At 49.5% G+C, this 23126-nt stretch carries 18 protein-coding genes; 3 read left to right on the top strand and 15 right to left on the bottom strand.

Translation table 11 applies throughout. The features are described 5' to 3' along the window. Window positions 1-9 precede the first annotated feature (9 nt). The 14 genes from DCCM_RS01835 to DCCM_RS01770 form a co-directional block, all read right to left on the bottom strand. Window positions 10-1809 carry a hypothetical protein gene (locus tag DCCM_RS01835; RefSeq protein WP_104370767.1) on the bottom strand — a complete coding sequence of 600 codons (1800 nt, stop codon included), beginning with the start codon at window positions 1807-1809 and terminating at the stop codon, window positions 10-12. 22 nt (window positions 1810-1831) lie between these two features. Beyond that, window positions 1832-3307 carry a hypothetical protein gene (locus tag DCCM_RS01830; RefSeq protein WP_104370766.1) on the bottom strand — a complete coding sequence of 492 codons (1476 nt, stop codon included), beginning with the start codon at window positions 3305-3307 and terminating at the stop codon, window positions 1832-1834. An 86-nt stretch (window positions 3308-3393) separates the two neighbouring features. Then, window positions 3394-6249 (bottom strand): hypothetical protein, encoded by a 2856-nt coding sequence (locus DCCM_RS01825; RefSeq protein ID WP_104370765.1) that lies wholly within the window; start codon window positions 6247-6249, stop codon window positions 3394-3396. Between the two features lie 9 nt (window positions 6250-6258). Next, window positions 6259-6639 (bottom strand): DUF8551 domain-containing protein, encoded by a 381-nt coding sequence (locus tag DCCM_RS01820; protein ID WP_104370764.1) that lies wholly within the window; start codon window positions 6637-6639, stop codon window positions 6259-6261. 87 nt (window positions 6640-6726) lie between these two features. After that, on the bottom strand, window positions 6727-7167 hold the full coding sequence (locus DCCM_RS01815; RefSeq protein WP_104370763.1) for a hypothetical protein: 441 nt from the start codon (window positions 7165-7167) through the stop codon (window positions 6727-6729). 18 nt (window positions 7168-7185) lie between these two features. Then, window positions 7186-10290 (bottom strand): M23 family metallopeptidase, encoded by a 3105-nt coding sequence (locus DCCM_RS01810; protein WP_104370762.1) that lies wholly within the window; start codon window positions 10288-10290, stop codon window positions 7186-7188. A 12-nt stretch (window positions 10291-10302) separates the two neighbouring features. Beyond that, the gene (locus tag DCCM_RS01805) at window positions 10303-11910 is read right to left on the bottom strand and encodes a hypothetical protein (RefSeq protein WP_104370761.1); all 1608 of its coding nucleotides are present in this window, start codon (window positions 11908-11910) and stop codon (window positions 10303-10305) included. A 112-nt stretch (window positions 11911-12022) separates the two neighbouring features. Next, window positions 12023-12652 (bottom strand): S-layer homology domain-containing protein, encoded by a 630-nt coding sequence (locus DCCM_RS01800; protein WP_104370760.1) that lies wholly within the window; start codon window positions 12650-12652, stop codon window positions 12023-12025. 49 nt (window positions 12653-12701) lie between these two features. Further along, window positions 12702-14828 carry a hypothetical protein gene (locus tag DCCM_RS01795; RefSeq protein ID WP_104370759.1) on the bottom strand — a complete coding sequence of 709 codons (2127 nt, stop codon included), beginning with the start codon at window positions 14826-14828 and terminating at the stop codon, window positions 12702-12704. 52 nt (window positions 14829-14880) lie between these two features. Then, the gene (locus tag DCCM_RS01790) at window positions 14881-15135 is read right to left on the bottom strand and encodes a hypothetical protein (protein ID WP_128739050.1); all 255 of its coding nucleotides are present in this window, start codon (window positions 15133-15135) and stop codon (window positions 14881-14883) included. Between the two features lie 56 nt (window positions 15136-15191). Beyond that, window positions 15192-15575, bottom strand: a complete 384-nt coding sequence (locus DCCM_RS01785; RefSeq protein WP_104370757.1) for a hypothetical protein — start codon at window positions 15573-15575, stop codon at window positions 15192-15194. A gap of 280 nt (window positions 15576-15855) precedes the next feature. After that, window positions 15856-16620, bottom strand: coding sequence for a YomU family phage tail tube protein (locus DCCM_RS01780; protein ID WP_104370756.1), 765 nt, complete (start codon window positions 16618-16620; stop codon window positions 15856-15858). 23 nt (window positions 16621-16643) lie between these two features. Next, window positions 16644-17129 carry a hypothetical protein gene (locus DCCM_RS01775; protein WP_128739048.1) on the bottom strand — a complete coding sequence of 162 codons (486 nt, stop codon included), beginning with the start codon at window positions 17127-17129 and terminating at the stop codon, window positions 16644-16646. Between the two features lie 176 nt (window positions 17130-17305). Further along, a complete protein-coding gene (locus DCCM_RS01770; RefSeq protein ID WP_104370754.1) occupies window positions 17306-17725 on the bottom strand; it encodes a DUF8551 domain-containing protein in 420 nt (139 codons plus the stop codon). A gap of 281 nt (window positions 17726-18006) precedes the next feature. Between DCCM_RS01770 and DCCM_RS01765 the strand changes: the two genes are divergently transcribed. Then, window positions 18007-18288, top strand: coding sequence for a hypothetical protein (locus tag DCCM_RS01765; protein ID WP_104370753.1), 282 nt, complete (start codon window positions 18007-18009; stop codon window positions 18286-18288). A 102-nt stretch (window positions 18289-18390) separates the two neighbouring features. On the opposite strand, the gene mntA is transcribed toward DCCM_RS01765, so the two are convergent. Then, the gene (gene mntA, locus DCCM_RS01760) at window positions 18391-18849 is read right to left on the bottom strand and encodes a type VII toxin-antitoxin system MntA family adenylyltransferase antitoxin (protein WP_165791983.1); all 459 of its coding nucleotides are present in this window, start codon (window positions 18847-18849) and stop codon (window positions 18391-18393) included. 412 nt (window positions 18850-19261) lie between these two features. Between mntA and DCCM_RS01755 the strand changes: the two genes are divergently transcribed. Together DCCM_RS01755 and DCCM_RS01750 are read left to right on the top strand one after the other, a co-directional pair. After that, window positions 19262-21385 carry an acetate--CoA ligase family protein gene (locus tag DCCM_RS01755; RefSeq protein WP_231702603.1) on the top strand — a complete coding sequence of 708 codons (2124 nt, stop codon included), beginning with the start codon at window positions 19262-19264 and terminating at the stop codon, window positions 21383-21385. A gap of 295 nt (window positions 21386-21680) precedes the next feature. Beyond that, complete coding sequence (locus tag DCCM_RS01750; RefSeq protein ID WP_373855385.1) at window positions 21681-22985, top strand: PhoH family protein; 1305 nt, start codon at window positions 21681-21683, stop codon at window positions 22983-22985. Window positions 22986-23126 lie beyond the last annotated feature (141 nt).

Raw genomic sequence — 23126 nt, 5'->3', positions numbered from 1 at the left:
ATCACTTTATTAAGCAGCTTCAAAGGGCTCATTTTTCTTTAGAATCCCTAATCCAATGGGCACATACGGAGATACGGATTCCATGGTGTAGACAGACACGGGAGTTGTGGCCAGGGAGAATATATAAGTCTGTTCGTACCTGTATGTGGCGTAGACCGACTCTCCTTCAGCCGGGGCCACCGCCAGGGTTACGGCCTTCAATTGCTCGTCGGCGTCCCCGGCGCCATCGGTGGTTATGCGGGTGAACTCCGCCTCCGCGCAATCCACTTTAATGGTGACCGTTGTTCCGGGCTTCGGGGTGTGTCTTAAATGGAAAACTTTATTCACCCCGTCACCCATCCCGATAATCTCATCGGCGGCCTCCTCAATGACTTCCAGTTCATCCAACTGGCTTATGTTTTTCGGATGCACGGCATAAACCTCATCCAGAAGACCCACAAAACCATCGTTGGGATGAACCACATAAATCGGGCTGATGTGGTACTTTCCGCTGTACGCCGAAGGATTATACCGGGACTCGGCGGAAATATCCGCTTTGTCGTCATGGGTGATAAAGGACAGATAATGCTTTTGATAGAAGGCTCCGCCCAGTGCCTGCTGCAGCTGAACGCCATCATTGCCATTGGTGGCATTGGCGCCATAATCAAGTTTTTTGATACCAATATCAATCACTGTATCCGACGGTACGGAATCCGCGACATTGGAACCGCCAATCATCACATTGTTTATTTTAGGCGATTTACCAAAGGTAATCAGCTTACCGATATACAAAGGCACATAATAAGCTTTTACAGGATCAGGGTTGGGGTCAACCCGGAAGAACATCGCAATACGGTTCTTGGTAATGTTACCCCAGTAAAACATGTCGGATTCCCGGCCCCAGGCAGCCGTGTACCGGTCAATAAAAGAAAGAGTTGTAGGCAGCGAAGGATTTATATAGTGTAAAGAACCGTAGACTCTCTCGATTACCTGCTCACCCTCATCAATATCAAAGGCATCCACAGTCACATCCTCCAAAGCCGTGCCGTTCAATGACAATGGAAGCACTAAATCGGCAGTCACGGTGCCCGGGCTGAATCCGGCCTTAAACTTGACCGAAGGATTATTCCAATCCACCGGCTCATAATTTGAAGAATCAACCGTCACTCCGTTGTTTTTCACGGTGAGCCCGCCGTAGCGGATTTTAGTCACCCAGGCTGCAAACTCATATGAACCTGATGCCGCGTCATAAGTCAGCGGCTGGTTAAAGAAGAAACGCTCCAGAATGACATCTTCGTAAGTAAAGAACCACAGTTTGGAGGGAATATCAGGGGCATCGTCCGATACGCCATAGGTGGCCTTCACCTCGGGACTGGCCGGCAAATTGTAGTCTTCGGCAAATTCCAGAAAACCACCGGCCTCATCCACGGCGGAAATAACCGATGCATCATTGACATTGACCTCGGTATCATTCACGTAAACCTTCAGGTAAGCCCTTAAAATTGGGAATACCTTGAAATAGAAGCGCTTCTGGTTCACAGAATCCTGACTGAGCAGCCCCATAGTGGAATTGTAGGTTATGACAGGCTCAGAGCCCAGCGGTGCCGGAGTCTTCCCGCCATAGGCGTGAACAACGCCGAAATTACGGTTTTGTCCGTCGGTCCCCTTACTCTTAAACAAGGATACCGCACCAAACTTCCTTGTCTTTCCACCAGTAGCCGGGGCGACTATTTTATACTTGCAAACAGTATCCCAACCGTTGGTGTTTACCAGTTTCTCAAAATCCTCCACCAACAACTGAAGAGGAACAGTTTTGTCAAAATATGCCACAATAATCACTCCAATCTTTTAATTAGTCAAGTTTAACGCCTAAGCCCACGGGCCTGTACGCGGTGCCCGGCCGTTTGGTTAAGGGGGAAACGCCGTCCAGCACAAAATATTTGAAGTATTCATAAACCGGGCTGTTATTCAGCTCATCACAGGGATCCACAAGCACGCGAATTTTCCCGCTGCAAATACCGATAGGCGAAAGACCGATGGAATACCTCAAACTTCCCCGCACGCCCTCTTCGGGGTGAATCAGGTAAATTTTGGAGGTATGAATTTTCTTGCTGTAACGGGAGGGATTGAACCAGTATTTGTACTCGTCACTGTTGACCTGGTTCCAGGCTCTTAGGTAATCCCTCTCAACATTATTGGTAAAATCGGTATTATGCCTGTCTTCCCTGTCCGCGGGCATGGCGTTGGGTGATGTGTTCCAGGACAGGTAGTATTCCTGATAACGCGCACCGTATTTGGACTTCCTTACCATAACCGTATCCACACCGTTGGAAGGATGCCGCGGGTAACTCTTTAATATAGGCAGAATCTTCTCCTGGTAATTGGACTTGTCGGGGTTGTCAAAATCAAAATCAGGAACCTGGCTTACCGTACCGTCAGGCATGGTTCCGGCGAAAAAGGCGATGGGCTTGTCCGCTTCATCCACAGGATCAATAGGCCCGAAATACAAGGGGATGGAAGGAACTATGTTGTCTTCCCAGGCGGGAACCGTGTCGGCTTGCAGGACCAGGAAAATTCCCCCGTCCGGAGCGGTGTATCCCTGAATATGGACTTCGGAATCGTACCACCAGTTGGTAAGGTTTTGGGACACGTCATACTCTTCACTCCACAAATCCTCCACCGGACTCTTATGGTAGCGCAAAATACATTTGGAAACAGGTGATTGCAATATTTGCAGCTCAGGTTCCTTAATCTTGTAATTAGATCCATCATAATATGCTTTCCACACCTCGATATCCAGGCAGCCCCTTTCCAGCTCCGCAGAATCAAATGGAAGCAGGTTCCATGAATCGTCTTCCACGGAAGGCAGCCTGTCAGACATGTAAAAGTATAGAACGCAAGGCGTGAAGAACTTTGTCATTTTTGGTTCAGTGTCTCCGGGCTGGGTCTCCAGTACGGCAATCTGCTCTTTCACCCAGTCCACAAAAGCCTGCCCATCCAGGGGATCAGTACTGTTTACAGGCCGTGACTCCGTGGGTACGGAACTGTAAGAAGGTGACATCTCACCCTTTATAGCCAGACCCAGGTAGGAGTCGGGCATATTGGTATTCTGGAAAATATAGTGTTTAGCCACCTCTATATTTACTGAGTAAGGCAAATTAATGGGATAAGGATCAATAAAGACCTTGTTATAAGAAATCTTGTGGAATTTCTTGGCCACACTCCACCCCGGGGCGTGGTCCGTCAACATATCAGCAAACCTCTCCAGGATCTCCCCCTCAATTATCTTTTTATCCGACGTGAAAGTTGCAGAATCAATAAAGGCCATTAGCGTACACCTCTTCTTTGTATTAATCTAAAACTTAGTATAGTCACCAAAGTGCAACCAGTAACTTATCGGGAAATAATTTATACTTAAGCGGCCCCACCGGGCCGGGAGAGAATCTCGTTGCGCTGCTCCAGAGTAACATGCGGACATTTTTTGTCTTCCATCCTTATCCCCACTCCCACCGGCCTGAAGGCGGAAGCGGGAGGGTTAATAGAATCATCATCCTCCGGATAAAAAGTTAGCGGGGATAAAGCGGCGTTAATAAGCCTGAAATTATACATTACCTTGCCCCAGATGGTACTGGCGCAATCTTCCGGAAGAATCAATACATCTTCATAGGGATATTCCAATTCAGATAATAATGGAATATCGGCCTTCAGCACATCATCCAAAACCGGGCCGTAAAACCTCAAAGTCAAACCGGAGCCGGCAGTGTTGAGCTCAGTCACCGGAAATGTTTCGTCAAACAGGCCTTCGGTTTGCTCACAAATCAAATCTTCCATATCGTGGTTATTGATTATCAGCTGGTGGTTGGCAACCCCGGCCAGCCAGGTTATTTCAGCCGGATAAAACAATCTGTTGCCCAGCCTTAGCCTGACAGACAGCAGCTTTACCCTGTCCCCGGCATAACCGCCGAAAAAGTTATTTATGGTAACCAAAAACAGGTTCGCCGGGTCATAGCTGTACGATACCGCCAGAGGGCTTCTTACAGCCCGGTTATTAACAGGATGGTGCGGGTGATATTTCTCACCGTTGCTGAACTCTATTGTTTTAATGTAGCTGTATTGGGACAAATCAATAACAGAGGGGTCGGTGACCCCGGGCTCATACAGGTGAACCACCGGTATGCTTGTAAGAACCACACAACCCTCCCGGGACAGCTCGAATATCTCCAGGGACAAATCATATTTAGACGGCTTATATGCACAGCGGCAGGGAGGGCATTCACCGGCGGCCTCCAGCGTATCCCCGGTCACCAGAGACATGGGCTGTGTGAAAATGGCATTGGGCAGCCACCCGTATACCCCGTTTCTCGGTTCCAGGATATATGCGGGGGAGGAATAGACACTGCCCTCATACCTGGACGGATTAAACCAGTAATGGTATGCCTCCTTATCAACACGCCCTCCGGGCCTTTGGAGCATGGCCCCTTCCCTGCCCGGGACGAATCCGTCCGCCTCATTTTCAGCCACAGGCATCTGATTTGACGGTAAAAGCCAGGACAGAAAGTGAGGAGTAAAGAGTCTCCCCGTGGTGTCCTTCTTGACTATCACATTCTTTAGCCCGTCACCAACCCGGCGGTTTGCCTCATAGTCCCGCCGGATAGGAGACAGGCTTTGCCCGCCGTTAGGCTCCATCAGGTAGAACACCTGCTCCTCTCCCCGATAGCCCAGGTAAGTTTCCACGGTATTAGCTTCCGGGGGAGGCGGGGGCGGTTTGGCCCCGGGCATCTCGCCAACATCCCGGCAGCACCCGGCGCTCATATGAACGGGCTCGGCTGAGTTAACAACAGTCCCGCCGAAAAGGGCCACGTTGCCGTTCCAATCTTTCCAGTATCCTTTATCCGTGAAAAAGGGCACTTCAAATACCCCGAAAAACATGGGCAAAACCGGAATACCCCGGGGATATTCAAAATATGGGGACTCATCCGCCCTGAGGGTAAGGAATACCGATTTGTCGTCATAATAACCGGCCACGGCAACCTTGGAGTCTTCCCACCAGTTAGTCAGCTGCTGGCTAACATCGAAATCTTCATTGAAAAGGCTGTTAATACTTGTGTCTCTCAGACGAACAGGTATTATGGGAGACTGCCTGGCCAAATCGAAATAAAGGAGAGTCTTGCCGTATACTCCGCTGTTAACACTCTTAAAATCCGAAAAATTCTCCAAATCCAGGGCCGTTCTCAGTAAATCCGAGCCGGTCCTTACCAGGTGATCCGTAAGCCTGAACTCTTTGGTTGCCAATGGGTCCCGGGGATAAAATTTGCTCAGTTCAGGTAATCCGCCCCCCACCTGCTTCATCCCTGTAAGAAGAATCTCGTCCCGGCTGTAGGGCTCCTCCCTGGTAAGATCAATCTCAATCCTGGGGCCGTAGTAGTCTTCAAGGGAGTAGAAGTGCCATACAGGGCAGCCGGCCATTTTAACGTATTGGTTTAAAAACTGCTGCCCCAAGGAAATCCACCGCAGATTGGCCGCTTTTCTCCTGGCCGGAAGAATAAACTCCAGGGCCCGCCAATTGTAGATACCCAGTTCCACCAGTGTCGCCCGGCTGACCTGGGCGCGGACGGCATAGGCCATGCCGTACCTGCGCTTCTTTTTATCCTCTATAATGTAATGGCGGGCGCAGGAAAAACCCACCGCTTCAGTAAAATCCCCCGCCCTGAAATCTTCCTTCCAGCTCCGGAGGGTTTCCTCCGGTATTCTCCCCTGCTCCTCCGGGTAGTCAGGGTCATCCGGGTATCCCGGGTCGGCCGGGCCAAGCAGGCCATGGCACAGTACCTGGTAGCTCCAGCCGGTGTTATCCGGCCCTGTCACCCTGATCATTACCTCCGTGTCAGGTTCCTCCGCGCGGCAGGAAGAGGACAGCGACGGATTGTAATTGAACGATAGTATGCCCGAGCCGGAAACGGGACCCCCCGTGCCTGTCAAAAGCCGCCCCTTATAGAAAACCTCCAGCCCGTCGGGGATGGCCGCCATATCGTAATGGACCTCCACAGTGCCGGGAACATGGCCGATTTCATACCAGGTTTCCGTAACCCCGGCCCCGCCGGACCGGCTGGCTTCTCCACATTTCCTGGCGGCGTTTCCACCGTTGGGCGACGGCTTATTGCAAAGGGCGACCCTGTAAAAGTCACCAATGAATTTCCACCCGGCCCCCTCCATTGTTTTAAAAATATTCTCCGCCAGCATCGGCTCGTCAATTGCCTTGTCAACCCACGGCACCCCAATCACCTACTTCAAAAACTGGTAATTAAACCAGATGTATTTGGCCATCCCTTCCGTATTGTCAAAAGAAAACTTTAGAACCTGTCCCGCGGCCACCGGGATGACGGCAACCAGGAAGGCCCCCTCCGGCAGGTCCTTTGTATATACGGAATCAAACACCTTTTCACCGTTAACGGTGAGGCTCCACCTGTCGGTGGGGTAATACCTGCTTGCTCCCACCGCCACCGAGAGAAGTTCGGCATCAAAGGGAAGGATAACCGTATCTTCCCTGGTGGCCGCCAGATCATCCGGAAAGTGCAAAAGCCTGCCCAGAATATAGGGCTGTGTTTTGGTGGGCATGAACGGAGGACTTAGCCTGCCGCCGACAATTTCAGCAAGGGTAAACAATTAAATCACCTCGCTCCCCTTAATAGTTTCATCAATGCTGTACGCCCAAGCAAACTCACATCAGACAGCCACAAAAAAGCACCCCGCCTAAAAATGATAGTCTGCAGCGCCATATGTCCGTTCAACATTGGTGGATTGCAGCACGGCCCCACTATCATAGTTTAGGTCAACTTTATAAGTTACTACCGGTTGCCCCTGGGGATCATAGGCAGTTGTTATTAAAGTTTTCAGGGTCCAGGCATAGCCGCTATTCAAAGGGTTGGCGCCGTACTCAAAGGTAAGCTGCGCCTTATAGCCCGAGAGATAGGTCAGCATAGCCTCATTAACAATGGTTTTGCCGCTGTCCCCGGGGTGTTCCCTGGTTATCATCACGGAAGGAATCCCCGCGAAGGGAGCGTCGCCGGAGTCAGCCACAGCGCTGCCCTGGTTAAAACCCCCGGTCATTGAACCCCCGGCGGCTAACCTTACCTCTCTTTGGATTAAATCCAAAATTGGGAATGCTAAATAATCGTTGACAATACCAGCCATTTTATCCCACCTCCGGTTCTAAGGAGTAATATCAGCCCAAAACAGTTCAAGGGTCATTAAATATCCGTCATCAACGCTGTAGTTTGTTTTTATGCCTTTAATACAGTAAATGTCCCTTGTCCCCGTGGTCTTGTCCAGAATGTAGACGCGGTCCAGCACATCCAGGTCCGGCCTGCCCGGTATGACAACCTGAAGTGTCCGGCACAATCGCTTCATGTCCCAGAACATTCTTTTAGCAATTACCTTTGCCAGTTCCTGGGTCCTGGCCCAGCTGACCGCCACGGAGCACGACCTGATCTCCCCTTTAAGCTCCATCAGTATCTCGTTATCCACCATATGCAGGCTGCTTTCAACTTCACCGCTCAGGCCCCCCGGATTACCGGGGGCGTATTCGGTAACAACAACACAGATGTGACTGCGCGCCCTGGAGAAATCTATAGATTTGTTCACCGGCATAAGGTCGTCGTACCCGGTAAACATGGCCGCCACAGGCTTATTGTATTTAACGGCCTCAAGCCTGTAGGTGCCGTACCTGTCACAGTAAGACCTGTAAGGGGTGTCCCTGATAATCTCCCTTATGGCCTCGGCCACCTTGAATTTAAAGGGGTCGAACTCCCACTGTTTGGACTCCACCAGGGGGTTTTTCCAGCCCTCCGGAGTCGGGACGGCACTGGCGGGAACCACCGTAAACTCGCCCTCATTTGCCCCCGCCTTGATCACCTGGCCGGTTAACGGGTTGGCGGATATCAAATAAGCTTCCTCTATAACCACATCCGGGTAGGCCCTATCGTCAGGCGACGCTCTCCAGCCGGTTAACCTGGCGTGGGCCGCCAGATCATGCACAATGGCTGATTTAAGCCAGGCTGTGCCTGCCCGGCCTGCAACGTCATTATAGAAATTGTTGTCATAATAGTTGCTTACCCCGGAGTCAGGCGGGGGAGCCGCCGCAGTGCCAGTGAAATACTGAACATTATATTTTGCTTCCGCGCCTATTAACTGATAGGCGTTCCACACGTTATCCGGCCAGTTACTCTCCGGACACCAGGTAAATTGTTTCCCCAGGTCCCCGCCCTTTTGGAAATACTTTATATTTTCCAAGGTTGCCGGCCTGCCGTTCAAAGCCTCTTTAATACGTTTGGCCGTGTAGTGGCACTGCGCGGGTATTCCCGCATAAGTGAACTTATCTGAGGCGTTGATACCATAACCGCATATATAGCTGCCCTGGGCTTCAAGTCCTTTGCCGGCAAAGCCGCCCACCTTGACAGGACTGGCGGGGTTCCCGGTTTCCGCCGCGGAAATGGCCAGAATAAGCCGGTAGTCAACACCCCACCTGGCGGCTGCCTGCTGGGCGTAATAAACAACCAGCTGCTCCCTGTCATTTATATTGGCCGGGTTTTCTGAAGGCTTATAGGCGGCATCGGTGTTTACATCCATGCCGCACTCATAGTCCGGGTAGCATTTTCTCTCGGTAATCACTTTTTCCAATATCCGTTTGTACATATTCCGGCAATATATGGTGAGAGTCTGGTCGGCGCCGCAAATATCCACTTTATCGATCAGCCCGGTGAAAACCCGGACCAGGTTCCGGCCGTAACCCAGGTATATCCTGACAGGAGTATTCTCGCTTAAGACTCCCAGATCCACGCCGTTAACGTGGCAGGACCAGGGAGAATCCACACCGGCCTCCGGAAATTTATAAGCATTAAAGTCCGGGCTGTAATACCCCCCCGGATTTGATATGGTTACCCTGGCACTGGCGGCATCCATTTCAAATTGATCATCCATTTCTATGCCGATTACATTTTCCAGCTCCAGGGTATCCATATATATAAACCGGCCCGCGGGTATTTCCGCGGTCTCAAGCTTTTGAAACCGGTTTTCATCCCCGTATTCCCGGTAGATATAGCCCTCCCCGTTTACCCCTTGATATTGGCCGCTTTTTATACGGATATAATCCAGTTTAAATACCCTGGGCCAGCCGGAGTCGCAACGCATATTGAAGGTTAAAGCAACCTCGCCCTCTGGTACGGCCACATCCTTAATTTCCCTGCTGATATAACTCCCGTTAAAATCCTGGTATCTTATAATTGAGGTTTCCTTTCCGTCCACGGTTGCCCACACCCTGAAAAGGCTGCCCGCAGGGAAGTCGGAGTCAAAGCCCAGATCCAGGGTGGCCGGTCCGATAACGCTGAGTCTTAACTGTAATGAAAGCAAGGTAGTGCCGGAATCATATTTAATTAAAAGTTTTGAGGTTCTTCTCCCGCCGGGGTAATCTCCGTCATACTCAATGGAGGACCTTGACAATAAATCAGGGGGAGCGGAAAATGCCGGGTTCTGTATCCAGTCCTTATTTAAAAAGTTCTCTTCAAACACCACCCGGGCATTTTGCATGGTGATATAGTTGTCACTGGAAGTAACCCCGGTCACACTGGCCGGACCGAATACTTTTTTCGCCCCGGTGAGATAAGGCCTTGGATCAGTGGAATGGTTATTATCCACAACACCGCCGGTATATACTCCGAAGTGCAAATGGGAACCGGCTCCGGAAGACCGCTCAGCATCGCTGACCCAGCCGCCGGCGAAACAAAGGCCCGTGTTCCCCACCCCGCCTATCTTCTGGCCTGCTGAAACCATTTGCCCGTTTGATACCAGAACTTTACTCAAATGAGCATACTTTGTTATAAGCCCATCACCATGGCTTATGTGAATTTGGTTTCCGTAGCCGCCCGACTGGTTGCTGCTTTGCACCAGGATAACCTTGCCGGACCAGGCCGCCAGCACCCCCGTACCCACGGGAGCAGCCATATCAACGCCGTGATGTTTTCTGGACTGCCCGCCAAGAGTCCTCATACCGTAGTTTGAATTAATTGAATTGATATTGCCTCCCTGTAAGGGAAAGGCAAAATCCTTTTCATTGGCAACTGTTGCGCCATCATCGGGCACAGCACCGGTTAAAATTTTCTTTATCACATCCGGGTCGGGGGAGAAGGTCTGCACCTCCTCCACGCCGCCCGGCACAAAGGTTAATCTATCAACCTCAACCCTGCAAACAGGCTTTTCTCTATCACCAAGCTTGAGGCGTTTGGCTATAACCTTCAGCAATTCATCTGGAATGTACTCCATAAGGCACGCCTCCTACATTTTGAATTTCTCAATACACCATTTTCTAAACCTGTTCAGCACGGCAACCAGTTCCGCCCTGGTCAGCTTCCTTTCCGGCATGAAAGTCTGTCCATTAATATCCAGTGAATGATCGGCATTGGTCCCGGTCAGGACGTACTCACCATTATTAAAAGTCTCCAGCTCCAGCTCAATAATGTCCCATTGATAGAAGGGATTGGGATAACTGCCCGGAATATCGGAAAACCGGCTTTTTTCCCGCTTCCCGGAAAAACCGACCTTATCCCCGTCCTGCAGCGGGACAAGCATTTTTACGGCGGAAGAACCCCGGGCCTGGTATAAGTTACTGGGAATTGTCTCCCCGTTCACCTTAACCGTTAAAGTTGAAGCATCCTCCGGATCAAAGCAGCCCATAAGCTTAAAAACATTTTGCCCGCCACAGGCGGTATAGGTTTCATCCAGTATGGCTGCTCTTTTCATGGGGTAATCAAGGCTGCCGCAAAAGAAACAGTACTCCCTGTCCTGGTTGATATCATGGTATTGGTCATAGGCGACGCAGCCGGGATTGGCACAATATTTATTGAGTTTGTAACCGTCATAGTCAGTAAATCTGGCATAAAAGGACTTTCTGATTTTGTTCATTAAAATTGCGGCCTCGGCCCTTAACATATACGTGTGGGGGAAAAACCTGTCATTATAAATAACCTTGCCGTTGGGGGATCTTACGGCAAACTCCCCGCCCTTCATCTCGTGCTGCCCTGTCAGCCGGTTCCTGGTCACGTATTCAATCCTGCACGTCACGTTTTGCAGGCTGTAGGGCATGAATATCCAACTTCTTATTTTGTTTCTCTCCTCCGGCAGCGCATAAAATCCCGGCACACCGGGACAGTAGTTGTTGGCGCCGCTTTCCGAGTCGGCCACAGCCTGGAGCCTCAGCTGCTCCGCATGGGGAAAAATGGCAAGGTCATTGGGGGATACCACATAAACGTCATTGCTGTAGCCAATATATTTACTCAGCAAGGTTTCAAGTTTTTCGTCCGAATCAACCCCTCTCCACTCCCTGTCCGGTATTACCGACCTCCGCATTCTCCGGCCGTAGGCATAGCAGTACTCATTAAAGACCATGTGCTGGGGATCGTAATAATACAGATCGCCATACATCAGCGGGTTTCTGGGATACATGCCCTCAGCCTCCACATAAGGCCTTCCGTTATACTCATCCCCGGTATCCGGGCCGGTGCCTCCAATACCCTCTTTGTACCTGGGCACGCCTATTTGACAAAAGCTGACAATGGCGCCCAGGGCGGGAGAGGCGTAAAGGGAAACAATATTCCCGGTGCCGCCCTCCCCGCCGTTGGAATCCTTAATGCACCTATACAGGCTCTGCACCCCGTCAACGTAAACAAAAAGCGGATTGTCAGGCGTAACTGTGATGGTCTGTTTCAGGTCATAATCCTTTTGTCCCTTGGCAGCCTTAAGCTCAAGATAAAAACCCGGTTTGACAAAGGCGTTGTAAGCAATACCGGCTATTAGCGGGGTACCGTCCTCAAGGGCGTAATTGGTGGCTTCAATCACTTCATTGTAAAACCAGTCCCCGGAATTAACGTCCAACCAAGCTTTCAAAGTAAATCACCTCATACCTAGAGTAGGCCAAAAACAAAAAGGAATACCTTCCAGGCATCCCTTTTTATCCATATAAAAACTATTGCCGCCCGTGCAAAAACAACCGGACCGGTTACTCCCTGATGACCCTTTCCGCCCAACGCCGGGTACGGTTGAGAAAAGTAACAAACTCGGCCCGGGTGGCATTCTTGTCGCCATCAAAATACAATACCGGACTGCCATCCCGGTTTACCAGGGCGATTAGCCCCGAATCCGCCATTTCGTGAACATCCTGGGCGTACCACATTGGCTCTCCCCTATGAACGTCCACCAGATCCAGAAACTGCGCCCTGTGCTTTTGCTCGTAGGTATCTTTTTTAATCATCACAAGGCTTAACTCTACGATGGATTTGCCGGTTCCCTGGTAAACGGTGCGTGTCATTCCTTCCACACCGCCCAGGAAAATTGCGCCCTTCTCATCGTAGAATTTATGGGCGGCGTGGGCATAGGCCATGTACTCCGCGTAGGACTCCCGGTCGCTAAAATATAGCCGCAGCTTCACCCTGTAGGAAGCAAATCCCTGATGGTGTATGTGAGAGGGAGCAGTTGTTATTCTGTGCTCCTTAAATTTGGCCGCCGGCTCCGGGGGCGTATAAGGGGCCAGTATCTTTCCCCGGACTTCAACAAAATCAATCCCTTTGTCCACAAACAGCCGCAGCCTGTACTTACGGTTTGCGGTATCATTAATAAATTGCTGGGTCACGCCGAGGCACCACCTTTCGAGAAAACGCCCTTTATAGAGCGGTTATTTTTTAAAACAAGGATCTGTAACCCAATGGCCCGTTTTTAACCTGCTGGGCTAACTGATTGGATATATTGCTATTAGCGTCCCTCACCGCGTTCCCTATGGCCGCCGTCATTTTTTCAACATCCCTGGTGTTGCCCGTCATGTTGTCTATGGTGACGTTTACCGTTACCCCGCCGGACCCCACGGTGATATTTTTATGAGTATTATCCCTGGTCATTGCCTCCATGTAGGTTATTGGCGCAATACCGGAAGGCAGGTTAAAAGTGGCCGCATTTTTTTGCAACTCCTGCAGTATCTTCACCTGGTTGTCGGATTGCAGGGCTTGATAGCTCAGTATCCGTGCCCATATGTTTTCATACTGCCCGTCATTGGCGTTTAAACCGGCCAATTGTTGTCGTAAATCGGCTATTGCCCGGGCAATATACCTGTTGGATTCCCTTAAGGCATTAACATTGGCCATTCTGACGGCAAAGGAATCCTCTGAGGCCCCCTCCAGCAAAAGATTGTTTCTTGCAATGGTTCCTCTGGATTGGGCCAGGTTTAAGTTCCTGTCAAGCTCTCCGGTTATATTGCTTACCGCGTTGTCTACTTCGGCCTGTTTCAACTCAAGTTGTATTTCAATTTTTTCTGACTGTCTCTGTTGATACTGTATTTCCACTCTTTTGCCATCAGAGTCATCCCCCTTATTAACAGGCAGGTCCTTATCATTATTGCCGGCATTATGCTCACTCTTTTGCTGTTCTTCAGGGCCGGCTCCTGCTGAATTCAGGGCTGATTTCATAACCTCCAGCCTCTCCTGGGCCGTGGGAGCCACCCCAAGCAAATTGCCTGTGAAAAAAGAGGTCGCCAATTCAGGCAGCTGAAAAATGTCATAGGCTGCCTGCGCCCACCCGGGCAACTTGGCAACGTAACTATATTCAGCCTCCAATTCTTCCGACTTTCTGTTTTTGGTTTCAATATGCCCGGCCTCTGTGCCTGCAGCCCAATCGTATAGACCGCCTACGGCGTCAATACCCATTGTCGCGAGAGTTCCTATAACAAACCCACCTGTTTTGGTTAATAACCTTCCACCTGTTTTGGCTAATAAATTACCGCCTGTCTTAAGAGCCGCCTTCTTGCCGGCTTCCTCGCCAATTTCCTCCGAAACCATTTTTCTGCCGTTTACGTCCAGTTCAGTCCTGCCGGTTCGCCCTTTGTTGTTCATACTTTTGCTTTGCCCGTCACCATTCGTCCCGCTGTTTCGGCTATCACTGTCAGCCCCGCCTTTTTGCCTGCCACGCTCCGTACTGGCATCAGGCCCATTATCGTCCCCTCCAGCACCTCGCCCAACTCCACCCGGCCCGCCGCTTCGCCCGCCGCCGTAAGGTTCATCCTTTTGCCCGGTAAAAATATCCTGTATTTTATTACTGATTAAATCTGTCAGCACATCCTTGGCCACATCCCGGATGAAATCAAGAACCGACTGGCCGAAACTCTCCTCGCTGGAAGACGATGGTTTCTCCTCCGGCATGTCCACGGTTACTTTAACACTGATTTGATTAACCCTTTGCCCAATGGTGTTTTGCAGTATACCGGCACCGGCGCTCTTTTCAATATAGGTTTTTAAATCATTCAGTCCCCACAGCCTATTGTCAACAAGGGCGTTTATTTCCGCGTCGGCGGCCTCCAGCTTAGCCAAAAAGGAATTAAAGGTCTCAACAAAGGCCGCACATAAATCAGCAAACTCATCTTGTACCCCTCGAAGCCGGGTAAACCCCGGATCTTTCACCATTCCCCAGGAAGCCGTTCCCATATTATTTTCCATATCTTTTACAAAACTGTTGATTCCGGCTGCATATTTACTAATAATGACTTTTAATTTTATAAGCTCCACTTTAGTTGTGCCATCCAAATCATCAAATACAGAATCAATTGCGGCAAGCTCCTTGCCCAGGGTATTTCCGAAGGAACCTAAACTTTTAGCCATATTATCTAAAGCAGACTCAATTTCTTTGCGGCCGCCGTCAAAACCATCCACCGACCCGCCAAGCAGCCGGTCAATACTTCTTAATTGCTCCTCGAGCAGGGCAAACCGGTATCCTATCTTATTCTCCATATCACCCAATCCTTCATGTAAAGCATTACCGCCCATGGTTCTCACCATCCTTTTATAATAAAAACTGCCTATTCCATAATAGACAGTCTTATCGTCCGCTTAGCATACTTGACAGCATTCCGATATCCTCTTCAGCAAACTCCTTGTAATCATTTTCATTGTCATCCCCACCACCACCAAACATAGCCTTTAATGGAACAGTCATAACCCTGACCTGAAATTCAATATGTTTATTGGTGTGCTTCATTAATTCGGCTATCTGCGGTAAAGTATACTCATATATTTCCCATCTGTTTAAGTGACAGTAATGATGCAAACGGAAAAATATTTCTCCCCAATCCAAAGGCTGCCCGGTTTCCCTGTCAACGACCCCGGCCACATCCTTTTGGCCGTCAAAGTTTACTTTTTTTTAATTTCATTAAGGTCGAGAATACTATTAATTACCTTGCGGGCTATCTTCAGATCAACGTACTTTTCCAGGTAAGCCTGGTCAATCCCGGGATAATCCTTAAAGGCAATCTTCATTACCCTGTAGAAATCCCTGACCCTTTGCTCATCCTCATCATCCTTGCCGGTGGGTATGAAGTTGACAATAATCAAATCAACATTAATGGTACGGAATATCCTTATCAACTCACGGGCGTCTTTAAGGCTGCAGGGAGGTATTTTATACTTTTTGCCATCCCGCAGAATTATTTCATCATCGTCTTCGAAAATAACCCGTTCAATCCTGTCAGCCTCTATCTGGCTCAGACCATCCTCTTCCTTCCCAGTGTTGTCCAATTCCGGGTTTTCAGACAGAATCTTTTGAAGCTCTTCAAAATTACCTTTTTTAACCTCATCAACGGTTAGAGTTGCAACATTGCCGCTCAGTCATACCGCCCCCTCATCTGAAATAATTTTTACCCCGTCTTTAATAAGCCAGTAAGTGCCGTGAGAAGGGGGCCGCATCCCACGACACATTATATTTACTGGTTTTTAAGCTGACTAACCATCAAGCAATGGTGATTACACAGATATTAGTGAAGTAACCGTCTTAATACACACCGGTTACAGCCGCGATTTAACCGGGAGTACAAACAGTCTTGTCCATTTCAAACACCTTGATGGTACCAATCATGCCGCATTCCATTTCCGGGTCATGAATTTGCAGGGTAACAGTGCTGGCGGAGGCGGCAGCCCTTTGGGCGTCAATGGTAAAGTTACCCTTTGCCTTGCAGGAGAACAGCTCTGTTTCAATTCCCCGGAGCTTGCCGTTCTTCTGCATGAACGCGCCGTGGTGCACCACGTGAACCGGGAAGGGAGACGTGTCTTTTAGAATGCGAACCAGGTCCACATCCGAGGCGCGTTTGTAGTTCACGTAGACCTTTTTACCGGCCATGCCGGTATTGGTCACGTCCTTGCCGCTGACGGTATTGGAGCCGGTGATCCTGGTATTGGACTCCACCTCGTAGATGCTGATGTCGGAATCAGCACCGGAGTACACCGCATACTGCAGAGAAATTTTACCGGAAGCGTCCGCTTCATGGATTTCATTCAGTTCCCACACGTAACTGGCCACATTTTCTTCAAGGCTGTCTCCCAGCATCACGGACACCGCGGCCAGGTCAAATTTGGCGTCAGTTCCGGTGATCTCGATGGACTTGCTTTTTACCAGGCTGTCAATGGGAAAAGTGCCGTCGCCGCCGAAAATGTCCTCAGCCTCGGAGTTCATATCGATTTTTAAATTCTGCAGTGTTCCGAGAGTTAGAACCTGCTCCTCCCCGCCGGCGTCCTTCCATTTGGCCATCATGGTGCCGACACCTTTAATAATCAGCTTTTTAGCCATGTAAAATAACCCCTTTCTTTAAATTATTTACCCATACCCATTGAAAATTGAATTACCGTTGTGAAGCAGTAAGTATTTGCAAGGTCAGACTCACTTTCGTAAGCCGACACAAACAACCCCTCAAAAGTAACGCTGTTTGCAAAGCACGGTATAGCGCTTTCAAACAAATCACTGATTTTTTGGGCTATGGTAAGCGCCAGTGAAACATCATCATTAGTATAGATATCAAATATAAAGTTTGTAACATAGACCTCTGAATTTCCCTCCTCCCTTTTTCCGGGAGAAATACAGCAGGCCGTGGGGCAATCCAGACTAACCATGCTTTTGGGAGATAAGACATAATAAGTTATTAAAGGCAAGTTGTCCGCTAAATTCAGTGGTTTGGCTCTCTTTTGAATGTGTTTCGCTTTAGTTGCCTCATCGGCATTTAGCAGCCCAAGATAGTTTAGGATTTCTTGATCATTTACAAGGGTTTCATAAATGCCATTATAAACATCCGCCATCGACACTTTTTACACACCTCGTTCCTGCTCATTATCAACACGGCTATTTGCAAACACTCACTTAAAATTAGACTAGGCACAGTGAATAAAAAAATAACACGCCCAAAAGCGTGTCCGGAAAAAGCATTTTTAATTAAGAAGATTTATAAAGGGAAGCTCCGCCTGAATGAATAAAAATTCCACTACCCCGCCATTCCCGGCACCGGTTCCCTGATAAGAAAGTCATAAGTCACTTCTACATGGTAAGGCTCTGCCTGCGGGCTGCTTTTATCGGCTGTATAAATAAACTGTAAAATAGAAGCGGGAGTGAGCCGGTGGGCCACCATCAGGTAAATACCTTCAGAAATGTCTTTACAGTAAATATTTTTGAATAAAGGTTCGCCGTCATGGTACAAATCCCAATAATCTTCAGGCAGTATTTTAGAGGACTTCATGTGCAGCGCAAACAGCTCAGCGTCTGCCCCCGGGCTGAATATTTTTTCATAAACCGTCTGCGGGTCATTTAAAATTTCAATATTAAAACCTGCAAACCAGGGGCGGGTGTAAACCGGGAAAAAAGGTGACATAAATCTGCCGTTTAAAAAGTGAACCGGTTTAAACACATTAACCAACCTCCATCGTGCTTAAAAATTACTATAAAAAACTGACCCGGCCCCGTTTTCTTTTAACAGGCCCTAATATTTATTGTAGGCAATCCGGCATAAAAAATATCGCCTGTGTATCACAGAAGCCCGCGACTAATTGATGGCACATCCATTCACAATAAGCTTGGCCCCAGTAAAGGCCGCTGGAAAAAAAAGGAAAGATCGTTTTTATCCTTTGTGCGGAGTATTTATCGTGATATAATGCTCCTCTATGTTAAAATAACCTCAGGGGTGTATTTGTGACACACAGCGAATTAGCAAACCTATTAAAAGCCAAATTTCAAGCCGGTGACCTCAGGGATTATGAAATAGTTATCGCTTTGATCGCAATGGTAAAAGACAATACTATTAATTTGAAAAGTATCCAGCCTGTTTTAGAAGAAATACACAATAATAATTATCCGGATATTGTGACTTCTCTGGAAAAAGCCATGAAAATAATTGACGACAGGCTGATTGACGATGTACTTGAAGGCGTGAGAAATGAAGTGCGTGGCAAGGATAGCGGATCACCCGGTTGATCCCTAATTACTATTTAACAAATATAGACGGTTAACTGCTATATAAACTTTTATAGCCAGGTTATTACGTATCCGGCAAATCGTTTCTCCACAATCACCCTGTCAACCACCAAACCGGCCCTCCTTAATCCTTCTGATTAATCCTTCGTGCAATATTTTCTCCACGGGTAAAAAGTCAAAATAGCGGTCGTAGGTTTGAGCCTGAAAGTTTACACGCCAGCTTTTCTGCCCACTTCTTTCCCATAAAAGTTTTCCTTTGCAGAACACCCGGTAAGCAAGAGAAGGGGGAGCCTGATTGAGAATTATCAAATCCACTTCATCGGTTTTTAGACATGTGGTTACCCGGGCAAGCAAAGTTAATTTCTTTTCAAAATATAGGGCGGCGGGATAATCCCTGGATAACAGCACCGCCAAATCCACATCGCTGGAGTCCCCGGCTCTATCCTCGGCGTATGAGCCAAATAGGTAAACAGATATTATATCCTTGTCCTGACCAAGAATTTCTATTACCCGGGGTATAAGCTTCAAAACACCGTTCTTAATTTTTTCAAACCGGTACATAATTATCACCATCAGGCCCGCATATAATATGTTTCTGGATTAATTCTATCACATATTGCGGGAGCTTTAATAAATTGCTTTTTATCAAGTTTAGCTCGGGGAAATTTTACCCCCGGGATAACCTGGCCGCTCCTCCCAGGCTGCCATTAATAAAGCATGGAGAATAACAAAAATTTTGACAAAAACAGAGGAATAATTCAGGTAATATTGAAATTAATAATTAGGCAATAATTAACTGCTGCGTTACATAAACTGTCTTCATGGGAACCAGGCAAACAAGCTCCATTTTTACAGGTCTGGCCGGTTCCTTTTCTGGCGGTTATCATATGGACAACGAGAAACGACAAGTGCGACAAGGTAGCACCTTTTCCTGCCGCACTTGTCGCAGTTTTGACAGGAGGTTGAAACAGCATTGGAATCCACCATCAGCGCATTGAAAGGTTACCTGGAACCACAGTCGGTCACCATCATCGGGGTCTCCACCCGCACCGGGGCCGGAACCTTCAATGTCTTCGAAGTTATGCTAAACAGCGGCTATAAAGGACGCATATTCCCCGTCAATCCCAAGGGCGGCGAAATTCTCGGAAAAAAAGTGTACAGATCCGTTGCCGAAGTGCCGGAAGTCAGCGATCTGGCCATTATATCCATTCCCCGGACAGCCGTGCTGGGCGCCGTCAAGGATTGTACAGCCAAGGGAATCAAATCCGTGGCCATTATCACCCAGGGATTCGCCGACGCGGACGAAACAGGCAGGGCAATGCAGCAGGAATTAATGGAGGCTGTAAAAGGAACCGGAACCCGTCTGGTGGGCCCCAACACCCTGGGAGTGGCCAACCTGCATAATAATTTTTACAGTTCCTTTCTTGATTTCAATAAATCCACCACGGATTCCGCCATTGTCTGCCAGTCCGGAATATTTCTGGCGGCATCCCTGGATTTAACCGCCGGCATGGGTCTGGGGATAGATATCGGCAATGCCAGCGACATAGGCTTTAACGATGTGCTGGAATATTTCGCCCTGGACGAAAAAACCAGGGTGGTCAACATGCACATGGAAGGCATCCACGGCGGCCGCCGGTTTATGGCTATAGCCTCGGAGGCCAGCAGGCGCAAGCCGCTGCTCTGCTTTAAAACCGGCCGCAGCGAGGCCGGAGCCAGGGCGGCGGGCTCCCACAGCGGCTCCCTGGCGGGAGAGGACCACGTTTTCGGGGCAGCCTTCCGCCAGTGCGGCGTGATCCGGGTGCGGGACGTGGAGGACATGCATTATCTTAACAAAACATTTCTGGCCTATCCCAATATGTCCGGCCGGCGGATCGGTGTGGTGACCATCAGCGGGGGTGCCGGGATAGCCACCATGGACGCCTGCGCCGACCACGGGCTTGAAGTGGCTGATTTTACCGGAGATACTTTAAAAATACTGAACGACATGTCGCCGGACTGGATGGATGTCAATAACCCGGCGGACATATGGCCCGCGGGAATGTCCAGGGGATATCTGAACATTGCGAAGCTTTCCCTGGACACGGTGCTGTCGGACCCCAACGTGGACGCCTGCATTTGCATAACCCCGGCCTACCAGGACCCGGAGAACAACCCCCTGGACATATCGGAAGTAATCAGGGAGGTTGCCGGGAAACACCCGGGCAAACCCCTGGCGGTCTGGATATTCGGCCCCAGCAGGGAAAAATTCAGGCTCCGGCTGGAATCAGAGGGAAACGTAGTGGTATATCCCTCCCCGGACAGGGCGGCCAGATCCCTGGCGATGCTCTGCCGCTATCACACTGAAATAAAAAACAGGCCAGCTCCCGGGTACGAAACCCTTGGAGAAATCAACACCGCCCCGGTTTCAGAACTCATCACCGGCCACCTGGCTGACGGCCCCGTGACGGTAAACGAGCCGGTGCTGGACATGCTTGGGGCCTACGGAATCCCGGCGGTGGTTTCCCGCAGGGCCGCGAACCTTGAAGAAGCCCTGGCCCTGGCCGGAGATATCGGCTACCCGGTGGCGCTAAAAATAATCAGCAGGCAAATATCCCACAAATCCGATGTGGGAGGGGTGAGCCTCAATATCCGGGATGAAGCCGCCCTTCAAACAGCCTACCGGCAAATGCTGCAAAGGGTTAAGTCCAATGCCCCCGGCGCAGCCGTGGAAGGAGTGCTGGTACAGTCCTTCCGCCCGGAAGGGGTGGAGGTCATACTGGGAATCAAAAGAGACCCGGAATTCGGCCCGGTGGTAATATTCGGCCTGGGGGGAATATACGCCGAGCTGTTCAGGGATGTGGCATTCAGAATAGCTCCCTTCACCCGGGAGGAAGCGCTGGCCATGCTTCGGGAAACCAAGGCCTATAAGCTTCTGGCGGGATACAGGGGAGCCGCCGGCGGAAATATGGACGCGGTGGCGGACTGTCTGCTGCGGCTGGGCCAACTGGCCCTGGAACACCCGGAAATAAAGGAACTGGATATCAATCCTTTAATGGTCACACCAGGTGGGGCGCTGGCCGTGGACGCCAGGGCCGTGCTGGAAAAATTAAAATAAAGGGGCTGCCGCCAGGCGGCCCTTTCCCTTTAATAACAAAAAAAATAGCCGCTAAAAATAAGACGGCTTGACAAGAAGGAGGTTGTGAAAACGTATCAAAATCATTTGTATTATAAAACCGCCGTGTTAAAAGCATTTTAAACCCGTGTTATTATTCCCCTAAAATTCGTTTTTTTGATATTTTAATTGTCCTAACAAAAGGTTAACCTTCATTTCCCGGATATTTTACCGGTATAAATTACAATACCAACAGGTTGGGCAATGATACTGCAATGGGGGAATGCAATTGAATACAGTGGTGCTCGATACCAACGTTCTGCTGGACAGACCCGTTGACCAGACACTGATGTCCTTTAACCCGTGCAAAGTGGTCATCCCTCTGGCCGTGGTAAGTGAACTGGATAAATTCAAAGGGTTTGATGATTCCAGAGGCTATTGCGCCAGGCAGGCCATCAGATTTCTGGACTCGCTGCGACCCAATCTGCACAATGGGGTTCTGCTGGACTCCGGACACACCGTGGTGGTGGAGATAAACCACCTGGACGTGGAACTGCCCCCCTCCCTTGTCAGGGATCACACTGACACCAGAATATTGGCCATCACCAAAGGCCTCCAAAAAACCGACGCGGTCTCCCTGATTACCCAGGACATTTGCGTGAGAATCATAGCCGACGCGCTCTCCATACCGGCGGATAATTACGTGGTGGAACGGGTTGACCTGGATAACCTCTATACAGGGTGGTCGGAACTGCAAATAGTCGACAGCGAAGTCCAGTCCCTTTACGAAAAGGGCAGTTTCGCCCCCTCTTCAGCTTTAATCCCAAATGAATATGTAAAAATGAAGGATACGTCGGGTGGATCCCACCTGGGACGGTACTGCGCCGGCTCCGGGATTATCCGCCCCCTGGCCAGGGAACCGCACGCCTTCGGTATATCACCTGCTGAAAATAATATAGAGCAGGTTTTTTTACTGGATGCCCTGCTGGACCCGGATCTACACCTGGTCAGCGTGCTGGGTCCGGCGGGAACGGGAAAAACCCTGCTGGCTCTGGCCGCGGGCCTGCAGCAGGTGATCAATACCCGGCGCTACGACAAACTGGTGGTAACCAGGGAACTGATTCCCCACGGCAGGGATATAGGCGCCCTGCCAGGCACCAAGGAAGAGAAAATAAGCGCCTGGATGGGAGCGGTGTACGACAACCTTCAATACCTGGTTAGAAATTTCGTCACGGGAAAATACGATGAAAAATCCAATCCCGCCGAAAAAGTAAAAAGGTTCATGGAAGAGGGCTTTATTGAACTGGAAGCTCTCACTTACATCAGGGGCAGATCCATACCCAATCAGTGGATTGTGGTGGACGAGGCCCAAAACCTCACCAAGGAAAACATAAAAACAATAATTACCAGAGCCGGCAAGGGTACAAAAATTGTGGTCACCGGAGACATACAGCAGATTGACAACTGCAGGCTCACATCCACCAACAACGGCCTGGTTACACTAATAGACAAATTTAAAGGTCAGGATATATACGCCCACATATCCCTGCACCGCAGCGAAAGAAGCAAGCTGGCCGGTCTGGGAGTAGAGCTTCTGCCATAAATTGTAAACATCTATTGCTCATATCGCTGATAAGCAGGTAATCAATACTAGTAGAGTGATTCCAAATTATAGTTGCAATAATATCTAGCAGGGTATACGATTCTCTTAACGAAATTAACGTTAGGGGGATCATTCTATGCC

It is taken from the genome of Desulfocucumis palustris, assembly GCF_002933875.1.
GTDB classification, from domain to species: domain Bacteria; phylum Bacillota; class Desulfotomaculia; order Desulfotomaculales; family Desulfocucumaceae; genus Desulfocucumis; species Desulfocucumis palustris.
This window is presented reverse-complemented; position numbering and strand designations above follow the sequence as displayed.

What these genes read in the sequence shown, in the direction of transcription:
- DCCM_RS01795 (WP_104370759.1), bottom strand. Translation starts at nt 14,828, where the DNA reads ATGGGCGGTAATGCTTTACATGAAGGATTGGGTGATATGGAGAATAAG.
- mntA (WP_165791983.1), bottom strand. Translation starts at nt 18,849, where the DNA reads ATGTACCGGTTTGAAAAAATTAAGAACGGTGTTTTGAAGCTTATACCC.
- DCCM_RS01780 (WP_104370756.1), bottom strand. Translation starts at nt 16,620, where the DNA reads ATGGCTAAAAAGCTGATTATTAAAGGTGTCGGCACCATGATGGCCAAA.
- DCCM_RS01810 (WP_104370762.1), bottom strand. Translation starts at nt 10,290, where the DNA reads ATGGAGTACATTCCAGATGAATTGCTGAAGGTTATAGCCAAACGCCTC.
- DCCM_RS01830 (WP_104370766.1), bottom strand. Translation starts at nt 3,307, where the DNA reads ATGGCCTTTATTGATTCTGCAACTTTCACGTCGGATAAAAAGATAATT.
- DCCM_RS01815 (WP_104370763.1), bottom strand. Translation starts at nt 7,167, where the DNA reads ATGGCTGGTATTGTCAACGATTATTTAGCATTCCCAATTTTGGATTTA.